We start from the raw sequence: 16,147 nt of genomic DNA, 5'->3' as shown, positions 1-16,147 counted from the left end.
GGAAACAACCTTTTATCCATCTAAATACCATATTTATCGCCTCCAATATAATATTGCATCTTTTCCATTATTTGGCAAAACCTTTGTTAACAGTGCCTAAAAATATATAATCCATTTCATATTTTAATAATCTTAAGACGCAGATAGATATCACACATAGTAATATTGATGATGTACATTGGGCATCATTTAAGATGAAATTTCTCTTGAATAGATATGAAAAGAGGATTGGAATTATAAGTGGTGCGCATGAACATATCTCAAATGCTATGATTACAGCTTCCATATTTTCTCCAGCGAAGATAGATATGATAAAAACGCAAAAACCACATGCTATAGTAGAAAATATACGTAATATCTTAGACCCCCTAAGGTGTTTTGGTGAAAGATCGTAAGCAATTATAGAGCTTGATACAAATAAGAATGCATCAAGTGTAGAGAGCGTTGTTGCAATAATTCCGGCAAGAAACAACCCTTTAAATCCGCAAGGCAATATACTTATCCCAAAAAAGAGGTATGCATATAAGGAGTTTGTATCTGGCATTGTGGCTTTTGCATACATACCGCCTAAAACTGTGCATAAATCAAAAATGAGCCATAAAAAAGTAGATATAAGGACCCCATACTTTGCAACTTTTTTAGAACTTGCGGCCATACAGCGTTGATAAAAGATTGGGCTTACGAATACACTTGAAAATGCAACTATAAACCAAAGGATAATTGCAGATAATTGATGGTTACCACTTAAAGAAAAATAATTACTTGATAATTTGGAGCTAAGATATTCAGATACCCCGAACTTATATATTGCAAATAGAACAACGCTTAAAGCGCCAGCATACATTACACAAAATTGTACAATGTCTCTAAAAACAAGCCCTCTAAAACCACCTAACATGCATGAGATGGTTACAAATAAACAGCTTAAAAAAATTCCAAATGATATATCAATATTAAACATAGCATGTAAAAATGCCCCCATACTAATTGCATATGTGATAGGAAGAGATTTAATAAATAAGATAATGGCAGAAATATTGCCGCTGGTATGGCCATATTTTCTGCATATCAAATCCGGTATACTAATCAAGTTACCTCTTTCTAATCTTTTTACAGCAAATAATGCAAAAGATATATAAACTATGTACCAAACTACTCCTTGTGATATAAACGAATATATTCCATGCTCAAAAGCAATTTGCGTAACGCTAAATATTCCTCCATACCAAGTAGAAGTTAAAGTCGCAACAAATACGGGCAGGGTAAGCCTTCTACCCATTAGCCAATATTCAAGAAGCTCAGACGCCTTATTATTATATTTAGGATAAGATTTAATACCTACTACGCTTACACATATAGTGATAACAACCACTAGAAGTAATATTGTAAAATCGATAATGGATATACTATGGTCTAGCAAAATTTAATGTTTATAAGTTCAGAGCTGAGATTTAGCTTTGTGGCATAAAAAAATCAAGAGATATGGTTGGTTATTGGCCAAATGATTTTTTAATAGCTACAAATTATTACTTATGTAATGAGCCTATATAGTAGGCTTTATATTTGCAAAGATGCTCGATTTTATTTTAAAGCCACCCATAAAATGTGATAAAACTGTTACATTTTATCATTTATGTAACTATAAGCACCATAGCCGTTTTATTTGAGGTGGTATATTTAATAATACTTTTTGTATTACAGCTTATTAGCCTTATTTCAAATATGCTAATTCAACTTAAATAACTATATCAATACTAATCTTTATAGCAAAGCTTCTTGCTCGAAAGTATGGTGCTACTAATAGTAGAAAAAACTAGTAAGAAAATCCTAAAACAAGGCTCAAATTATGAAAATATGGTGTGTTCAATTTTCCATCTCCGCCCATATCTGGAACTGGTGTTCCAGTGCCATTACCAACGGCCTTATTCATATCTACTTCTATGTTATTTTGAGTTAAATCATATCTAATTTGTGCACTAACACCTGGTATAAATTCATATATAAGTCCGCCTCCCATCGCCCAAATCCATTTATTTTTTAGATCATCTGAGGTAATGGCTGATATTTTAAATTTCCCCTGACTTTTTGCATCAAATTCATAATCTTGACTTATCTTCATTCTATTACGAGAGAAGCCAAACCCTGCATGGATGAACATACCAATATTATCATCAAACATGTAGTTGCAGCGTGCCTGCGCAAGCAAAGAGGTATGTGTATATTCAACATCTTGCCCTTTTAGATCACCATCAGTATTTGTTATTTTACCACGCGCTGTACCCATATAAAAACCCAAAATGCCTACATCTATTCCATCAAGTATTTCATATGTTATACCTAATGAGTATAAAAGCCCACCTGCGGCATTATTAATACCTTGAACGAATGGTATGTTCGTCTCTCCTACTATCTTTGCATCATCTTTTGCATTCTTTTTCCAATCTGTAGCTTTTGAGTCAGACATCCAATTTGTAGCCCAGCCAGCCCCAACATTTACAGAAACGCCAAACTTATCATCGTCATACGCGAAGCATGGTAAGACAGATAAATTAAAAATCACAGCTAAAGCCATGTGGATTAAAGTCTTATTATTCATTTTTGATATTTAATAATCCTCGAATATAAGAATAATACTATATTTATTGAGTTAATGCTTGTCTATGTAAAGGTAATATTTTATCAACTACTTTATAAAGGTAAAAAAGTTCACCTATATAATGCGTATATACAAATATATATGTGAGATAATCTTGCTAAAAGAGTAGCTTATGCAAGCTAGCCTTTAAAATTATCATAGACACTTTCTGTAACCTTGCTTGTTAATTTGTTAAATTTTTTATAGCACTTATTTTCTTTTTTATAAATGATTGGCTCCCGATGTTTTAGTGCGTAATATGAGAGGATTGAGAAAGATAGTAAAGAAAGTGTGAATAATGTAATTTTTGTTTTCTTTTTATAGCCCATGATAACACATCATTATATCATAAAGTTTAGTAACCTCTAATGAGGCGCTACCTATAAGCAGCCCATCTGAGATTTTTAGTATATCTCGGGCATTTTTGGCTGTTACAGAGCCGCCATATACGAATAAATAGCCATCATCCTTGAGGTATTGCTTTGCATGGGTAAGTATCGAGTTAATATATAAATTATCTGGAATTTTGCCAGAGCCTATCGACCATATTGGCTCATATGCAATCACAATAGTATTTTTGTGGTTTAGTCCCTTTAAAAAAGATAACTTTTGTTGCACAATAGTCCATGTATCCATAGTTAGATGCTCATGTTCATCTTCACCAAAACATACTATCGGTATAATATTAGCTTTTAATGAAGCATCTATCTTAGAAAGTATCATATCCTCATTTTCTCCCAGGTACCTTCTTTCACAATGGCCTAAAATTACGTATTTTACACCAAGCTCTGCAAGCATACTAGCGCATACTTCACCCGTTTGTGCTCCAAAATTTTGAAAAATAGAGCAATCTTGTGCCCCAATATTAACGTATGATAAATTATAATCTTTTAAGATTGGTATATGAATTACTGATGGGCAGATAATAATTTCAGCATTATTGTGATTGATGTTTAGTGTACTGAAATTGTCCATGAATGTTTGTACAGAAACAAGATTCATATTCATTTTCCAGTTTACAATCAATAATTGTTTCATACTTTATATGAAGAGACTTTCCGTATATATAAACCAACTTTTAGGGAGGTTTTGAATAGAGTTCTGTAGGTATATTTCATCTTTAAATACCCCAAAACAAGTAGGGCCACTACCTGACATTCTTGCAAACATACAGCCATCAAGATTGGAGATCATGCTTAATACATTGCCAATAGAAGGTTCTAATGTTATTGAGGTGCTCTCCAAATCATTCTTTCTTTCTGCTATTTGGGCAATAGTAGTGGGGAATGGTTTTGGGGCAGAAAAATCTTTAGCGGATAAATGTTTAAATACATCTTTTGTGAGAAGCTGTGTGCCATTGTTTACTATAAGTAGATGAATTTTCTCATGAATTTTAGTTTGAGAAATTTGTTCTCCTATCCCTGAAACTTGCGCGGCCCCTCCATGAATGCAGAACGGTACATCTGCTCCTAATGAAAGACCTATTTGCATGAGCTGAAAATCATCAAGCCCGCATTGCCAAAGTATATTTAAAGCTCTGAGCGTGGCTGCAGCATCGGTAGATCCTCCTGCAAGACCAGCTGCTACTGGTATATTTTTTTTCACGCTTATATAAGCACCACTTTTTATACCAGTAGCTTCTTGTAATTTGATTGCAGCTTTGTAAATTATATTATTCTCTATAACCAATCTTCTTCCATATTGATCATACATCTCGCATATAAGTCCTTCATGCTCAAATGCACTAAGCTCATCGTGCAACCCGATGCTGACAAACAGGCTGTTTAGTAGATGATAACCATCGCTGCGCTTGCCTAAAATTTCTAAAAAAATATTAATTTTGGCGTAGGCGCTTATCGAATGCATAATCAATTATATTTCTTCAGATTCAAAGAATTGCCCGTATCCATGCTGGAGTAAAATTCGGTATTATTTTTTGTGACTCTCAGTTTATCAAGTAAAAATTCTAGTGACTCCACTCCGCTCATAGTGCTCATTATCCTCCTCAAAAGCCATGTTTTTGACAAATCTATCTTATCAATAAGCATCTCCTCTCTTCTTGTGCCGGATTTTGCCACATCTATTGCAGGGTATATTCTTTTTTCAGAAGATTTTCTATCTAGGATGATCTCAGAATTACCGGTACCCTTAAATTCCTCAAAGATTACTTCATCCATCTTGGACCCTGTTTCAACAAGCGCTGTTGCAACTATTGTCAATGAGCCACCTTCTTCTATATTCCTTGCTGCTCCAAAAAATCTCTTTGGTCTTTGTAGCGCATTAGAATCTACACCACCACTTAAGACCTTCCCTGATGATGGGGCGACGTTATTATATGCTCTGGCTAATCTTGTTATTGAATCTAAGAGTATTACAACATCTTTACCTTCTTCTACAAGGCGTTTGGCCCTTTCTATTACCATTTCAGCAACTTGGACATGTCTTGAGGCCGGTTCATCAAATGTTGAGCTAATAACCTCTCCCTGTACAGATCTTTTCATATCGGTCACCTCTTCAGGCCTTTCATCTATTAAAAGTACCATAAGGTGGGCTTCTGGATAATTTGTTGTTATAGAATGTGCTATACTTTGCATTAAAAGTGTTTTTCCTGTTCTTGGTGGTGCAACTATTAAGGCCCTTTGCCCAAACCCAAGTGGAGCAACTATATCTATAATTCTTGAGCTTAAAGAATTTTTCACATCCACCATATTCTCCATGATGATGCGTTTATTAGGGAATAAAGGCGTTAAATCATCAAAATGCACCCTATATTTGGATTTTGATACATCTCTGTTATTTATTTCTGTGATATTAGACATGGCAAAATACCTCTCCCCTCTTCTTGGTGGTTTAAGGTGGCCTGTTATTGTATCACCAGTTCTGAGTGCGAATTTTCTTATTTGGTTTGCAGATACATATATATCATCAGAAGCTGGTACGTAACTTGAATCAATTGATCTTAAAAAGCCATAACCCTCCTGTAATACATCAATAACTCCATCTGCAACTATTCTATGCCCTTTATATGCTAAGCTTTTGAGCGCGGAAAATGTTAAGTCATGTCTTAACATATTACCAGAATTTTCTATTCCAAGATCAATGGCTTGTTCGATTAGCTGATCTATTGTTTTATGTGTGAAATTTTTTAGAGAAATGACTTCTAAGTCAGTTGTATCTTCAATGGATTCATTATTTTCAGCGACCTCAGAAGGTTCTATAAATTTCTTATTACTTTCGTCCTCTGATACTTCTGATACTTCAGATGCTTGTGACACTTCTAGCATTACTGACGTCTCTGATACTTCTGGCGCTACGGATTCTTGTAGCCGCATTTCAGATAGCTCTTGCACCTCCGATAATTGGGGAGCTTCATTTGGCTCTGATTGATTTTCGATATTTTTTAATAATTTTCTCCTTCTACGTATAACGCCTAATGACAGTGTAGCTTTTTTAGATGCATTATCTTCCTGAGTAGTTGTTTCAATGTCTAGGTTGGTAGTAGGAATTGCAGCTTGTGCTTCCAACAAAGCATCAAGTACTGTATGAGAGTTTGACATAAATAAGTTTTCAAAGAAAAGGTTAAACCAATATCTAAAGACACTGGGGGGAAAGATTCTGCTGAAAAGAAGCCTATAGGTAGGCTTTAAGCATAAAATACACTGCAGAAAAAAGCCAAAACAACAACGAAACAGACATTGGCCACAGCTACACTATATATTTGTTAATCTAATTGTCAAAGCATTTATATATCTATTTTAATATATGTTTTTTATTGGGTTTTATCTGATAATATGCTGTAATTGCTATGGTTATTTTGCTATGCGTTATGATGTCATTAACAAAAAATTATTAATCATCAAATTAAAAATTGCTGATAATATAATTTAATGCAATCATTATTTCTGTATAAAATATTTGGCGGCCAAGTTGATCTATGCGCAATCTAAAATCTCCTATATCACCGCATCTTGCTATATATAAGATGCAAATTAACTCATTTTCCTCTATTTTTCATAGAGCTTGTAGCGTATTACTATGTATTGCTTTTATATTTGGTGGGATATGGCTTGTTGCGGAGTTGAATACGTATGAGCTATCAGAGGAGTTATGTTTATATAATAGCAAGTGTGAGTGCTGTGGGTCTGCTTTGTTTTCAACATTATTCTCCGTCGTCCTAAGTTTCTCTTTTATATATTATGTAATATCTACTATTAGGCATATAGTATGGGGTGAGTTAATGTGTCTTTCAAAAAGGTGTTCTGATCTTTTGAATTGGCTTTCATTAGCGCTCGCTGTATTAGTTTTTTTAGTACTGTGGATCTATATAGTTTTTTGAGCGGTCTTTTACATGTCATACACTTCTTTAACTAAGACACCTTATAGGATTTCGTCTTTTATTCTAGTTTTGCTGTCTATAAGGTTTATTTTTCTTTTTGCATATTGTGCGAAACATGGTTTTATAGATACCTTTAGTCAGTCCATGGGTAGCACATGTAATGCTACTTTAATGTTGCTTTTCATTGTTGTAATATCTTATAACATATTGCATGAGATGAAAGTAGTGATAGAGGATTATATTAAATGCCAAAGGATAAAAAATGTCTGTACTGCACTGTTATACTTAGCGGTTAGTGTCACCGCTGTTGGTTTATTTCTTTCTATTGCTTATATGTATTTTGTTACCAGGACTTTTGCTTTTTGTGGTTAATTTACTGTGAAAAATATTATAGATCATCAATATGATGTGTTGATAGTTGGTGCAGGTGGTGCTGGTTTAAGGGCTGCACTTGGTGTCGCTGAAAAGGGTTTTAAATCCGCATGTATCACCAAAGTTTTTCCAACCAGGAGTCATACTGTTGCTGCTCAAGGTGGTATAAGTGGTGCTTTAGGCAATATGGGTGAGGACGATTGGAGATGGCATATGTATGACACAATCAAGGGTTCTGATTGGTTGGGTGATCAAGATGCTATTGCATATATGTGTAAGCATGCTGCGCAAGCAATAATAGAGTTAGAGAATTATGGTGTTCCATTTTCAAGAACTAAAGAAGGTTTAATATACCAAAGACCTTTTGGTGGGATGACAACTCATTATGGAAAAGGTGGGCGTGCTCAGAGGACTTGCGCAGCTGCAGATAGAACGGGCCATGCCATATTACATACTTTATATCAGCAATGTTTAAGATTTGGTGTTGAGTTTTTTATTGAACACTTTTCATTAGATCTGATAATGGATGATGGTGTATGTAAGGGGGTTAGTGTTTACTGTTTAGATGATGGTACATTACACAGATTTTGGTCGCATGCTGTAATAATTGCAACCGGTGGATATGGAAGGGCTTATGCTTCGGCTACCTCTGCGCATACATGTACCGGTGATGGAAATGCTATGGTATTAAGGGCTGGTATACCACTTCAAGATATGGAATTTGTTCAATTTCATCCGACAGGCATTTACGGTTCTGGCTGCTTAATGACAGAAGGTGCAAGAGGTGAGGGTGGATATCTTGAGAATGCTAATGGGGAGCGTTTCATGGAAAGGTATGCACCAGAAGCTAAGGATTTAGCTTCTAGAGATGTTGTAAGTAGGGCTGTTGCTATAGAAATAAAAGAAGGTAGAGGGTGTGGTCCTAAAAAAGATTATATAAATTTAGTGATTAGTCATTTAGATCGTAGCGTTATCGAAGAAAAGCTCCCAGGAATTACAGAAACAGCAAGAATATTTGCAAAAGTGGATGTTACCAAAAAGCCTATACCTATTGTTCCTACTGTACATTATAATATGGGTGGGATACCAACAAACATCCATGCTGAAGTCTTGACATTTAAAGATGGAAAAGAGGAGGTTGTGAAAGGGTTGATGGCTATTGGTGAAGCTGCATGTGTTTCTGTTCATGGTGCAAATAGATTAGGATCTAATTCATTATTAGATTTAGTTGTTTTTGGTAGAGCGGCTGCATTTAGATTGGCTGAGATATTGAAGCCCGGGTTACCTCATAATGCTAAAGCTAAGTTTGATATTGGATTTGATAGGTTGAAGAAAATTTTGAATTCTAAAGGGGCTCTTTCTGTTTCTTCTATTAGAAACGATATGCAAAATGCAATGCAGGAGCATGCTTCTGTTTTTAGGGAGGAAAAGGTTTTAAAAAATGGTGTAGAAAAAATAAAAGAGGTATTTAGATCATTTGAAAATGTAAATTTAACTGATCAGGGTTTGGTATGGAATACGGATCTAGTTGAGGCGCTTGAATTGGATAATTTGAGATCTCAGGCGTTGGTTACAATATATTCTGCTTTGAATAGAAAAGAGAGTAGGGGCGCGCATGCAAGAGAAGATTATCCTAATAGGGATGATAAGAATTGGATGAAACATACTATATCTTTTCTAGATATAGAAAATCTGGATGTAAAAATAGAATATAGACCCGTGAATTTGAGTACTGGAACCGATGAGGTTGATACGGTCTCTCCTCAAAGTAGGGTTTATTGAGATATTCGCAGTTTATGAAATTTTTATTGAGTATGCAAAACTCAGGAATGGATGTTCATTTAATTGTTTATATCTCAGTGTTTTTCTTGGCAAATTATCAAGATCATTCTATTTGTTTAGTGCTATTTTATCATTGATAGTTGTTTTATTTGAGATAGATAGCGCATAATAATACCGCCTATTAGCTATGTTGTTAATTTAAGCTAAAATCACTATAATTGTATAGTGATTTTATGCGATAACATGGCTATAAATGGTGTTTTATGCACTACTTTATGAAAGCTATTTGATTTGATATAGCGTCCTTAAAAAAAGAGAATAAGGGATCATAAAGTGTTAAATTTAGTAAATTCTTCCTTATATTATATAGCTAAATCGCCATAAAAGAGTTATAGTTATTTAAGTTAAATTAGTATATTGGAAATAAGGCTAATAAGCTATAATACAAGAAGTATTATTAAGTATAGCCTATGTCATCTCAAATAAAACGACTATACATGGCTAATTTTGAAAATACTTTAGTTATCACTAAGTTAAGTATAGTAAAATTAATCATTATATAATCACTTTATACAGCTTTAGCTATAACGCAACGCTAAGTTAGTTTACTATGTAAAGATCTAATTGATAGGAATCTTTAATGGCCCTTGAATAGTTTCTGTTAACTAGAGATTTAGTAAGTTATTTTTTTTGAAAGCCGCTATATAGTTTGTGGATATATCTGAAGAAAACTCCCAGTTCTTTGAAATGGGGCTAAATTTCATGCCTGTTATATCAATTGGTTTGCAGCTATTTAACCCATCTACAATCTCAGAAGGTTTAATGAATTTTTTCCAAGAGTGCGTACCTATTGGAACAAACCTCAGCATATATTCTGCAACTACTATAGCCTTTAGATATGAGATAACATTTCTATTTATGGTAGATATAAATATAAAACCATCGGTCTTAGTATTTTTTTCTAATTCATGTAAAAAACAGTAAACATTATCAATATGCTCAATAACCTCCATACAACATACGATATCAAATTGTTCCTCAACTAACTCTTCAATTGTGGATACTTTAAATAGAACGTTAGACCCTTTAAGTTCGTTTATAGAGCTGGCCTTTTTTATTGTTGGGGAAGATGCATCTATTGCGGTTACATTAGCGCCTAATTTTTCAAGAGAGAATGACAGTATACCACCACCGCAACCAACATCTAAGCACCTTGAATTTTGGAGAGTTTTATTGTTATTAAATAAGATGTTTTTTATGTAAGAAACACGAAGTTGATTCATAATATGTAAGTGCTTAAATGGCCCATCCTCATCCCACCACTTTTCCGATAAGTCATCAAACTTTTCCCTTTCTTTAGAATTTAAACTAGAAAACATAAAATATAAATTTGATATGTTTTGCTAGTATATAGAAGATCATAATAAAAAAAAGCCCAGACCCAAATGGGTCAAGGCTTTTTGAAAAAGTAATATTTATGCAGCTATCCTCTGCAGGCTATTTAAAAGATTTTTAATATGTTGTGATCTTGCAGATAGCATCATTGTAAATGCAGCAGCTGCTGCATCTATGCCATTTTGATTGGCTACCATACCAGCTGCATGTTGATTATGATCTATGTTGTTCAGCCTTTCTTTCGTATCAGTTAAAGCGTTATCCATTGCACCAAATGCCCGTAATGATCTAGATACCCTATCATGAGTAGAAGATTGTTCCACAAGTTTAATATTAATAAAAGTGACAAGATCCTCTAACTGCTTAGTGGCATCAGTTTTTGTAGAATCAAACTTATTAACGGCCTGAGCTATTTCCTCATATATACTATTAGAGTTCCCTGTGCTGAAAAATGTATTCATGGCGCTTGAGAGTGAGTCTGAATCTAACTCTGCATATACAGTACCGAATGTCACAACCAATTTTCCTTTAGTAGCATCTTGTGATTCAAACACTATCCTATCACCAGCATGAATGGATGATGGTAGGTCATCAGCTTTAAAAAGGCCAAGTGTTGTAGATAAGACTAAGGAGTTACCATCCGCTATTGCATAATCAACCTTAAATTGATCTAATGATCTATTACCTGAAAGGTGCAGCTCGGCTGTTGCGCCTTCTAACAGGGATCCCTTAGTGGAGTTATTTAAATTCTCTATATCAAGAATACTATAAATATCAGTAAGAGCTGCCATTCCATTTAATTTACTTACTAGCGCATCTACACCTGCCTGAGTAAACCCACCAGCTTTGTGTATATCGGTATTACTAATACGCAAACTAAAGCCACCACCAGAGACATCACCACCAGCACTACCAGGACTTTTGATATGAGAAAAAGATACAACTCGGCCACCTGGCTCATCAAGAGTACTTATTTTACCGCTATACATGGCGTTACCAAGCTGAGCAATAAGCTCTATATTGTCATCTGCTAACTTTCCACTAAATTTTATATCACTAGTACGTGCTGCTGGATTATTAGTGATACCCCAAAGATCGAGCTTATCATTCACACCACCCTGAGGTTGTAACACACCAACAACCTCATTTTTGCCATTAGCTATGGATAACACATTAGAAGCATTAGAGCTATGAGACATTTTTGATTCTGCATATAATGTTATTTTGTCACCATTTTCCTCCATTTTGAATGCAAATGGCGATCCTGTTCCGTTTAGTTTAGTTACAAGTGCCGCAACACTATTTCTTAATGATTTACTGTCAACTAGTATATCTTCTTTTTTTGCATTTCCAGAAGTTGCGAGATGCCATTTCTTACCAGCAAAGTTAACAGTATTACCATCTGTCATCATGCCTTTTGTAATTTCAAGGCTACCTGATGCTATCCTTCCACTACCAAGTGCGCCTTGAGCATAAGTGCGACCCACGAACGTCATGCCATTATTTTTCTCTGGATGTACAATATTTAGGGGTTTTGAGCCATCAGTTACTCCATAAGAAGACAAGTTACCTGCCAGCTTTTGCATATATACGCCTCCACTACCATAGATAGTCATAACATCATCACCATTGTATTGAAGTTTTGTACCAGAAATGCCAATGCTATCTCCAATACTAGTGCTTGCAAGTTTATTAAAAGCACTAGAAAGAGAATTCAATACATCTTCTTTATTACCAGTAGAAAATGCAACAACGGCGGCTCCCTCATGTATCTCGTATTCTGATTCCATGGTTATTATAGAGCCATTTGGAAAGACCCTTGTATATCCATTTGTTACTCCTTCAATACCTTTGGTTGCACTTTCTACAGGTCCATCCTTACTGCCATTTATATCAATTGTAAATGCAAGATCGCTAGCATTACTGCTTTTTGTATATTTACTCATCATGATGCTGGAGCTGTCAGGATTTATACCAGTCAAATGAACAAACACGAGCTGATGTTCCTTTTGAAGCCTTGCAAATAGATCTTTAGCTCCTTTAATAGTGCTATTTTGACTAAAGGCATTCTGTAATTTTTCACTAATATTACCACCAGCTGCGATTGTCATTACAGAACCGCTAACTTCATCCTTATCTCCAATTTTTAATGAGAATATAGTATCGCCATTTCCATTCTTGAGCTCGAATACATTGTCAGCTGTTTTAATGAAATTTTTTACGGATACAGCAACTTCAGAGCTCCTCCAAATATCCGAAGCGGCAGCAAATTGTGTTTCTTCAGCATGATTAACGGCTGCGAAAGATGTGGTAACACCATTTTCCAAAGTTTGTGAAGTATTGTTAACTATAACGGAAATATCAACACCAGATTTTGAAGTTGCTCCAGTTGTAACTGAAAGCTTTGATATTTTATCCGTACTTATCCCACGGACCAGTAACATATCTTGTGATTTTACTACATCTACATCCATACCAAAAGTCTCCACCATAGCATCTTTAAGTGTAGCAACCTGCTCACTTACTGTATCACTGGATTTTAATACAAGTACGCCAGATGCCAACGCAGCACCGTCCTTACCCTGCTTAACCTCCAGCTTCTTACCGCCCCACTCCATAGTAAAAAGGTCCTCATTGCTCGCTAAATTTCTTTGTTTCAATTGCATCGTAAGTATATCAGTTGCGTTATCTGCTTGATTATACTTATTAAAACCCACAGTAGCTGCGGTATTCCCAGTAGTAGCATCATTTCCATCTTTATCTATATGCTTAGTTATTACCTCCTTCGCATCAGCAGAGAGATTAATTTCAACATTTGCACCACCTGTGGTAGCTACAGAGAGTGTATATCCACTAGCGAATGCAACAACACCATGCTCCTTCAGCTTGGTTGTGATATCGTCAGCAAGAAGATTAATATCAGCTCTTTTACCTATAGAGCCACCAGTAGCAGATGCCTTAAAATCATTAGTAGAGGTTGACGAATCCAGCTTATATACATCTTTCCCATCAATTGATATTGTAAGTACGGCAGTTTTTGCTGTGCTAGAATCCTTCATTTCAAACTTAGTCTCTTTAGAGAGTATAAGCCGATCAGACAAAGCAACATCTATTGCTAGGCCATTAATCGCTATAGTATCACCATTCTCTAAGCTTAACCTTTGGGATTGAGAATTGCTACCACTGGCAGTCTTCATAGCACCTGGGATAAGATTCTTAGCGGTACCATCTTTAAATATAGGCCTATTATCTAATTTATAGCCTTCTAAAAAGAGTAACAAATCGTCAAGGGCCTTATCTACATTAGCAAGCAATGCATTCTTTGATTCGCCTTCAAGAATGCTTGAATTCTGTAAGCTATTCTGTGCGCCTTCAACAATTCCTCTGGCCTGATTAAGGCCTACAATCATGGCCTCACCTATATTATTATTCCTATTATCACGATCCATTTTTTCTCTTATATTTCTACTAAGAGCGTCATGGACGCTTGCAGCATAGGTAGAAGCAGGGTTGCTTTTTGGATCTCGCGAGCCATTACCTAATTCCCCACCCATAATAGCAGCTTGTTGCATAAGCTCACGCTGCCGGAGCATAGTGCTTGTAATTCCAAGATTAACACTCATATAATAAATCTAAAAAACAACATATACATTAAACAAGAGCCTGAAAAACAGACTATATTTCAGCAGTTTTTCAAGTCTTGGTAGACTACTATAAACCTATAGTTGTACATGCCTATAATCAATATAGTTTTTATTTTGCCTATATGAAAATTTTAGGTTGTTTATGTTGAGCGGCTAATAATATGAATTATATAGAATTGCTGTGAAATATTTGTATGATCAAAATGTCAAAAGTGGAAATGGCAAATGAATTGAATGCTGAAGATCGATTTATTGATTTTATGACAGTTGTTTTATTTGAAGTGGTATAGATACCACCTATGCTAATTTAGCCTAAATGGCTATTTGCTGTATATGAGTTTTGCATGTAAAGCGAGCAAAATATACTAAAAGTTAAGCTATACATGTACAGCTTAACTTTTAGTACACTATTTAATAGATCAAATTACTCTAATTCTATTGTGGCTGGTGGTTTAGAAGTGATATCATAAAATACCCTGTTTATTCCGTTGACTTCGTTCACTATTCTACGGGCTACTCTGCCTAAAAATTCATGAGGTAGCTGAGCATAATCCGCGCTCATACCATCCGAAGATGTGACGGCCCTTAGTACGCAGGTACTTTGGTAAGTTCTCGCATCACCCATAACACCAACGCTTTTAACTGGTAAAAGTGCTGCATAAGCCTGCCATACATCATTGTATAGGCCAGAATTTTTTAATTCTTCTATGAAAATAAAATCGGCTTCTCTTAGCAAATTGCACTTTTCCTCATTAACATCTCCTATAATTCTAATAGCAAGACCTGGGCCTGGAAATGGATGACGCTCATATATTGAGTTTGGTATACCTAATTCCTTGGCGAGAATTCTTACTTCATCCTTAAACAAAAATTTCAAAGGCTCTATAAGGGTCAGGCCATGCATATTTTCTGGTAATCCACCAACATTATGATGAGATTTTATTGTCACGGCTTTGCCGCCTGATATAGATACAGATTCTATTATATCCGGGTAAATTGTCCCCTGGGCTAAATATTTCACATCACCTATTTTTTTTATCTCTGAATTGAAGGTTTCTATAAATACCTTGCCAATTATTTTCCTTTTTTCCTCAGGATCTACTACTCCTTTCAATGCATCTAGAAAGATTTTACTTGCGTTAACATGAATCAACTTAAAATCGAAATTAGAGCTTAATGTGTTTTCTACTTCTACTGCTTCATTCTTTCTTAATAACCCATTATCTACAAAAATACAGTATAAATTCTTGCCAATAGCTCTACTCATAAGTGCTGCCACAACTGATGAATCTACTCCACCAGAAATAGCACAAATAACCTTTTCGTTACCTACTTTTTTTTGTATATATGAGATCTCCTCCTCCATAAAAGTATTCATCTTCCACTCTGGCCTACATTGCGCTACTTTTGTTACAAAATTACTTATAAATAAATCACCTTGTGGTGTATGCACAACTTCTGGATGGAATTGTACCCCATAAAGTTTTCTTTTCTTATCTGCTATAATTGCAAATGGTGAATTATCAGAAACTGCTAATACTTCAAAACAATGCGGGAGATTGGTGATACAATCACCATGGCTCATCCATACATCATAACTATTTCCAATACTCCATATATCTTCAAATATAGGGGAATTTTTTATTATTTTAATGCTTGTTTTGCCAAATTCTTTTTTTGTTCCTGCTCTTATTTCACCTCCAAAAGCATTACACATTGCCTGTTGACCATAACATATACCAAGCACAGGTATATTTAGTGAAAATACTATATCTGGAATAGACGGCGCTCCTTCTTCATAAACGGAAGATGGGGAGCCAGAGAGAATTATGGCCTTTGGCTTGAAGTTCCTAATTTCTTCTTCTGTGGATGAGCATGGCATGATCTGCGAGTATACACCAGCACCTCTTATTCTTTTTGCAATTAATTGTGTAAGTTGTGATCCAAAATCCAATATTAGAACTTTATCTGTTGTCATAAATA

General features: G+C 35.1%; 12 protein-coding genes. 4 read left to right on the top strand and 8 right to left on the bottom strand.

Translation table 11 applies throughout. The features are described from left to right. Window positions 1-67: 67 nt before the first annotated feature. The 5 genes from Cyrtocomes_RS00595 to rho form a co-directional block, all read right to left on the bottom strand. A complete protein-coding gene (locus Cyrtocomes_RS00595; RefSeq protein ID WP_322497270.1) occupies window positions 68-1,420 on the bottom strand; it encodes a sodium:solute symporter family protein in 1,353 nt (450 codons plus the stop codon). A 393-nt stretch (window positions 1,421-1,813) separates the two neighbouring features. Then, entirely contained in the window at window positions 1,814-2,560 is a 747-nt protein-coding gene (locus tag Cyrtocomes_RS00590) for an outer membrane beta-barrel protein (protein ID WP_322497269.1), read from the bottom strand. A gap of 393 nt (window positions 2,561-2,953) precedes the next feature. Beyond that, complete coding sequence (locus Cyrtocomes_RS00585) at window positions 2,954-3,673, bottom strand: triose-phosphate isomerase (RefSeq protein ID WP_322497268.1); 720 nt, start codon at window positions 3,671-3,673, stop codon at window positions 2,954-2,956. 3 nt (window positions 3,674-3,676) lie between these two features. Next, on the bottom strand, window positions 3,677-4,501 hold the full coding sequence (locus Cyrtocomes_RS00580; protein WP_322497267.1) for a 4-(cytidine 5'-diphospho)-2-C-methyl-D-erythritol kinase: 825 nt from the start codon (window positions 4,499-4,501) through the stop codon (window positions 3,677-3,679). A gap of 2 nt (window positions 4,502-4,503) precedes the next feature. Then, complete coding sequence (rho, locus tag Cyrtocomes_RS00575) at window positions 4,504-5,919, bottom strand: transcription termination factor Rho (protein ID WP_410519684.1); 1,416 nt, start codon at window positions 5,917-5,919, stop codon at window positions 4,504-4,506. 650 nt (window positions 5,920-6,569) lie between these two features. On the opposite strand from rho, the gene sdhC reads away from it, so the two are divergent. Genes sdhC through Cyrtocomes_RS00560 form a run of 4 tightly spaced genes read left to right on the top strand, consistent with a single transcriptional unit; the run spans window position 6,570 to window position 9,294 of the window. After that, a complete protein-coding gene (gene sdhC / locus Cyrtocomes_RS00570) occupies window positions 6,570-6,971 on the top strand; it encodes a succinate dehydrogenase, cytochrome b556 subunit (protein ID WP_322497266.1) in 402 nt (133 codons plus the stop codon). 12 nt (window positions 6,972-6,983) lie between these two features. Beyond that, window positions 6,984-7,343, top strand: a complete 360-nt coding sequence (locus Cyrtocomes_RS06080) for a succinate dehydrogenase, hydrophobic membrane anchor protein (protein ID WP_410519682.1) — start codon at window positions 6,984-6,986, stop codon at window positions 7,341-7,343. A gap of 6 nt (window positions 7,344-7,349) precedes the next feature. Next, window positions 7,350-9,125, top strand: a complete 1,776-nt coding sequence (sdhA, locus tag Cyrtocomes_RS00565; protein WP_322497265.1) for a succinate dehydrogenase flavoprotein subunit — start codon at window positions 7,350-7,352, stop codon at window positions 9,123-9,125. Beyond that, complete coding sequence (locus Cyrtocomes_RS00560; protein WP_322497264.1) at window positions 9,091-9,294, top strand: hypothetical protein; 204 nt, start codon at window positions 9,091-9,093, stop codon at window positions 9,292-9,294. The genes sdhA and Cyrtocomes_RS00560 overlap by 35 nt, the downstream gene beginning before the upstream one ends. A gap of 496 nt (window positions 9,295-9,790) precedes the next feature. Here the strand turns inward: Cyrtocomes_RS00560 and ubiG are convergent, their stop codons facing one another. The 3 genes from ubiG to guaA form a co-directional block, all read right to left on the bottom strand. Then, window positions 9,791-10,504: a bifunctional 2-polyprenyl-6-hydroxyphenol methylase/3-demethylubiquinol 3-O-methyltransferase UbiG gene (gene ubiG, locus Cyrtocomes_RS00555; RefSeq protein ID WP_322497263.1), complete on the bottom strand. Its 714-nt coding sequence runs from the start codon at window positions 10,502-10,504 to the stop codon at window positions 9,791-9,793. Between the two features lie 96 nt (window positions 10,505-10,600). After that, a complete protein-coding gene (locus Cyrtocomes_RS00550) occupies window positions 10,601-14,143 on the bottom strand; it encodes a hypothetical protein (RefSeq protein ID WP_322497262.1) in 3,543 nt (1,180 codons plus the stop codon). 445 nt (window positions 14,144-14,588) lie between these two features. Next, a complete protein-coding gene (guaA, locus tag Cyrtocomes_RS00545; protein ID WP_322497261.1) occupies window positions 14,589-16,142 on the bottom strand; it encodes a glutamine-hydrolyzing GMP synthase in 1,554 nt (517 codons plus the stop codon). Window positions 16,143-16,147 lie beyond the last annotated feature (5 nt).

Origin of the sequence: Candidatus Cyrtobacter comes, assembly GCF_034470605.1 — a bacterium.
In the GTDB taxonomy this organism is placed as follows: Bacteria; Pseudomonadota; Alphaproteobacteria; order Rickettsiales; family Midichloriaceae; genus Cyrtobacter; species Cyrtobacter comes.
This window is presented reverse-complemented; position numbering and strand designations above follow the sequence as displayed.

Coding starts and splice junctions, on each gene's coding strand:
- ubiG (WP_322497263.1), bottom strand. CDS start 10,504: ATGTTTTCTAGTTTAAATTCTAAAGAAAGGGAAAAGTTTGATGACTTA.
- Cyrtocomes_RS00550 (WP_322497262.1), bottom strand. CDS start 14,143: ATGAGTGTTAATCTTGGAATTACAAGCACTATGCTCCGGCAGCGTGAG.
- sdhC (WP_322497266.1), top strand. CDS start 6,570: ATGCGCAATCTAAAATCTCCTATATCACCGCATCTTGCTATATATAAG.
- rho (WP_410519684.1), bottom strand. CDS start 5,919: ATGCTAGAAGTGTCACAAGCATCTGAAGTATCAGAAGTATCAGAGGAC.
- Cyrtocomes_RS00580 (WP_322497267.1), bottom strand. CDS start 4,501: ATGCATTCGATAAGCGCCTACGCCAAAATTAATATTTTTTTAGAAATT.
- guaA (WP_322497261.1), bottom strand. CDS start 16,142: ATGACAACAGATAAAGTTCTAATATTGGATTTTGGATCACAACTTACA.
- Cyrtocomes_RS00585 (WP_322497268.1), bottom strand. CDS start 3,673: ATGAAACAATTATTGATTGTAAACTGGAAAATGAATATGAATCTTGTT.
- Cyrtocomes_RS06080 (WP_410519682.1), top strand. CDS start 6,984: ATGTCATACACTTCTTTAACTAAGACACCTTATAGGATTTCGTCTTTT.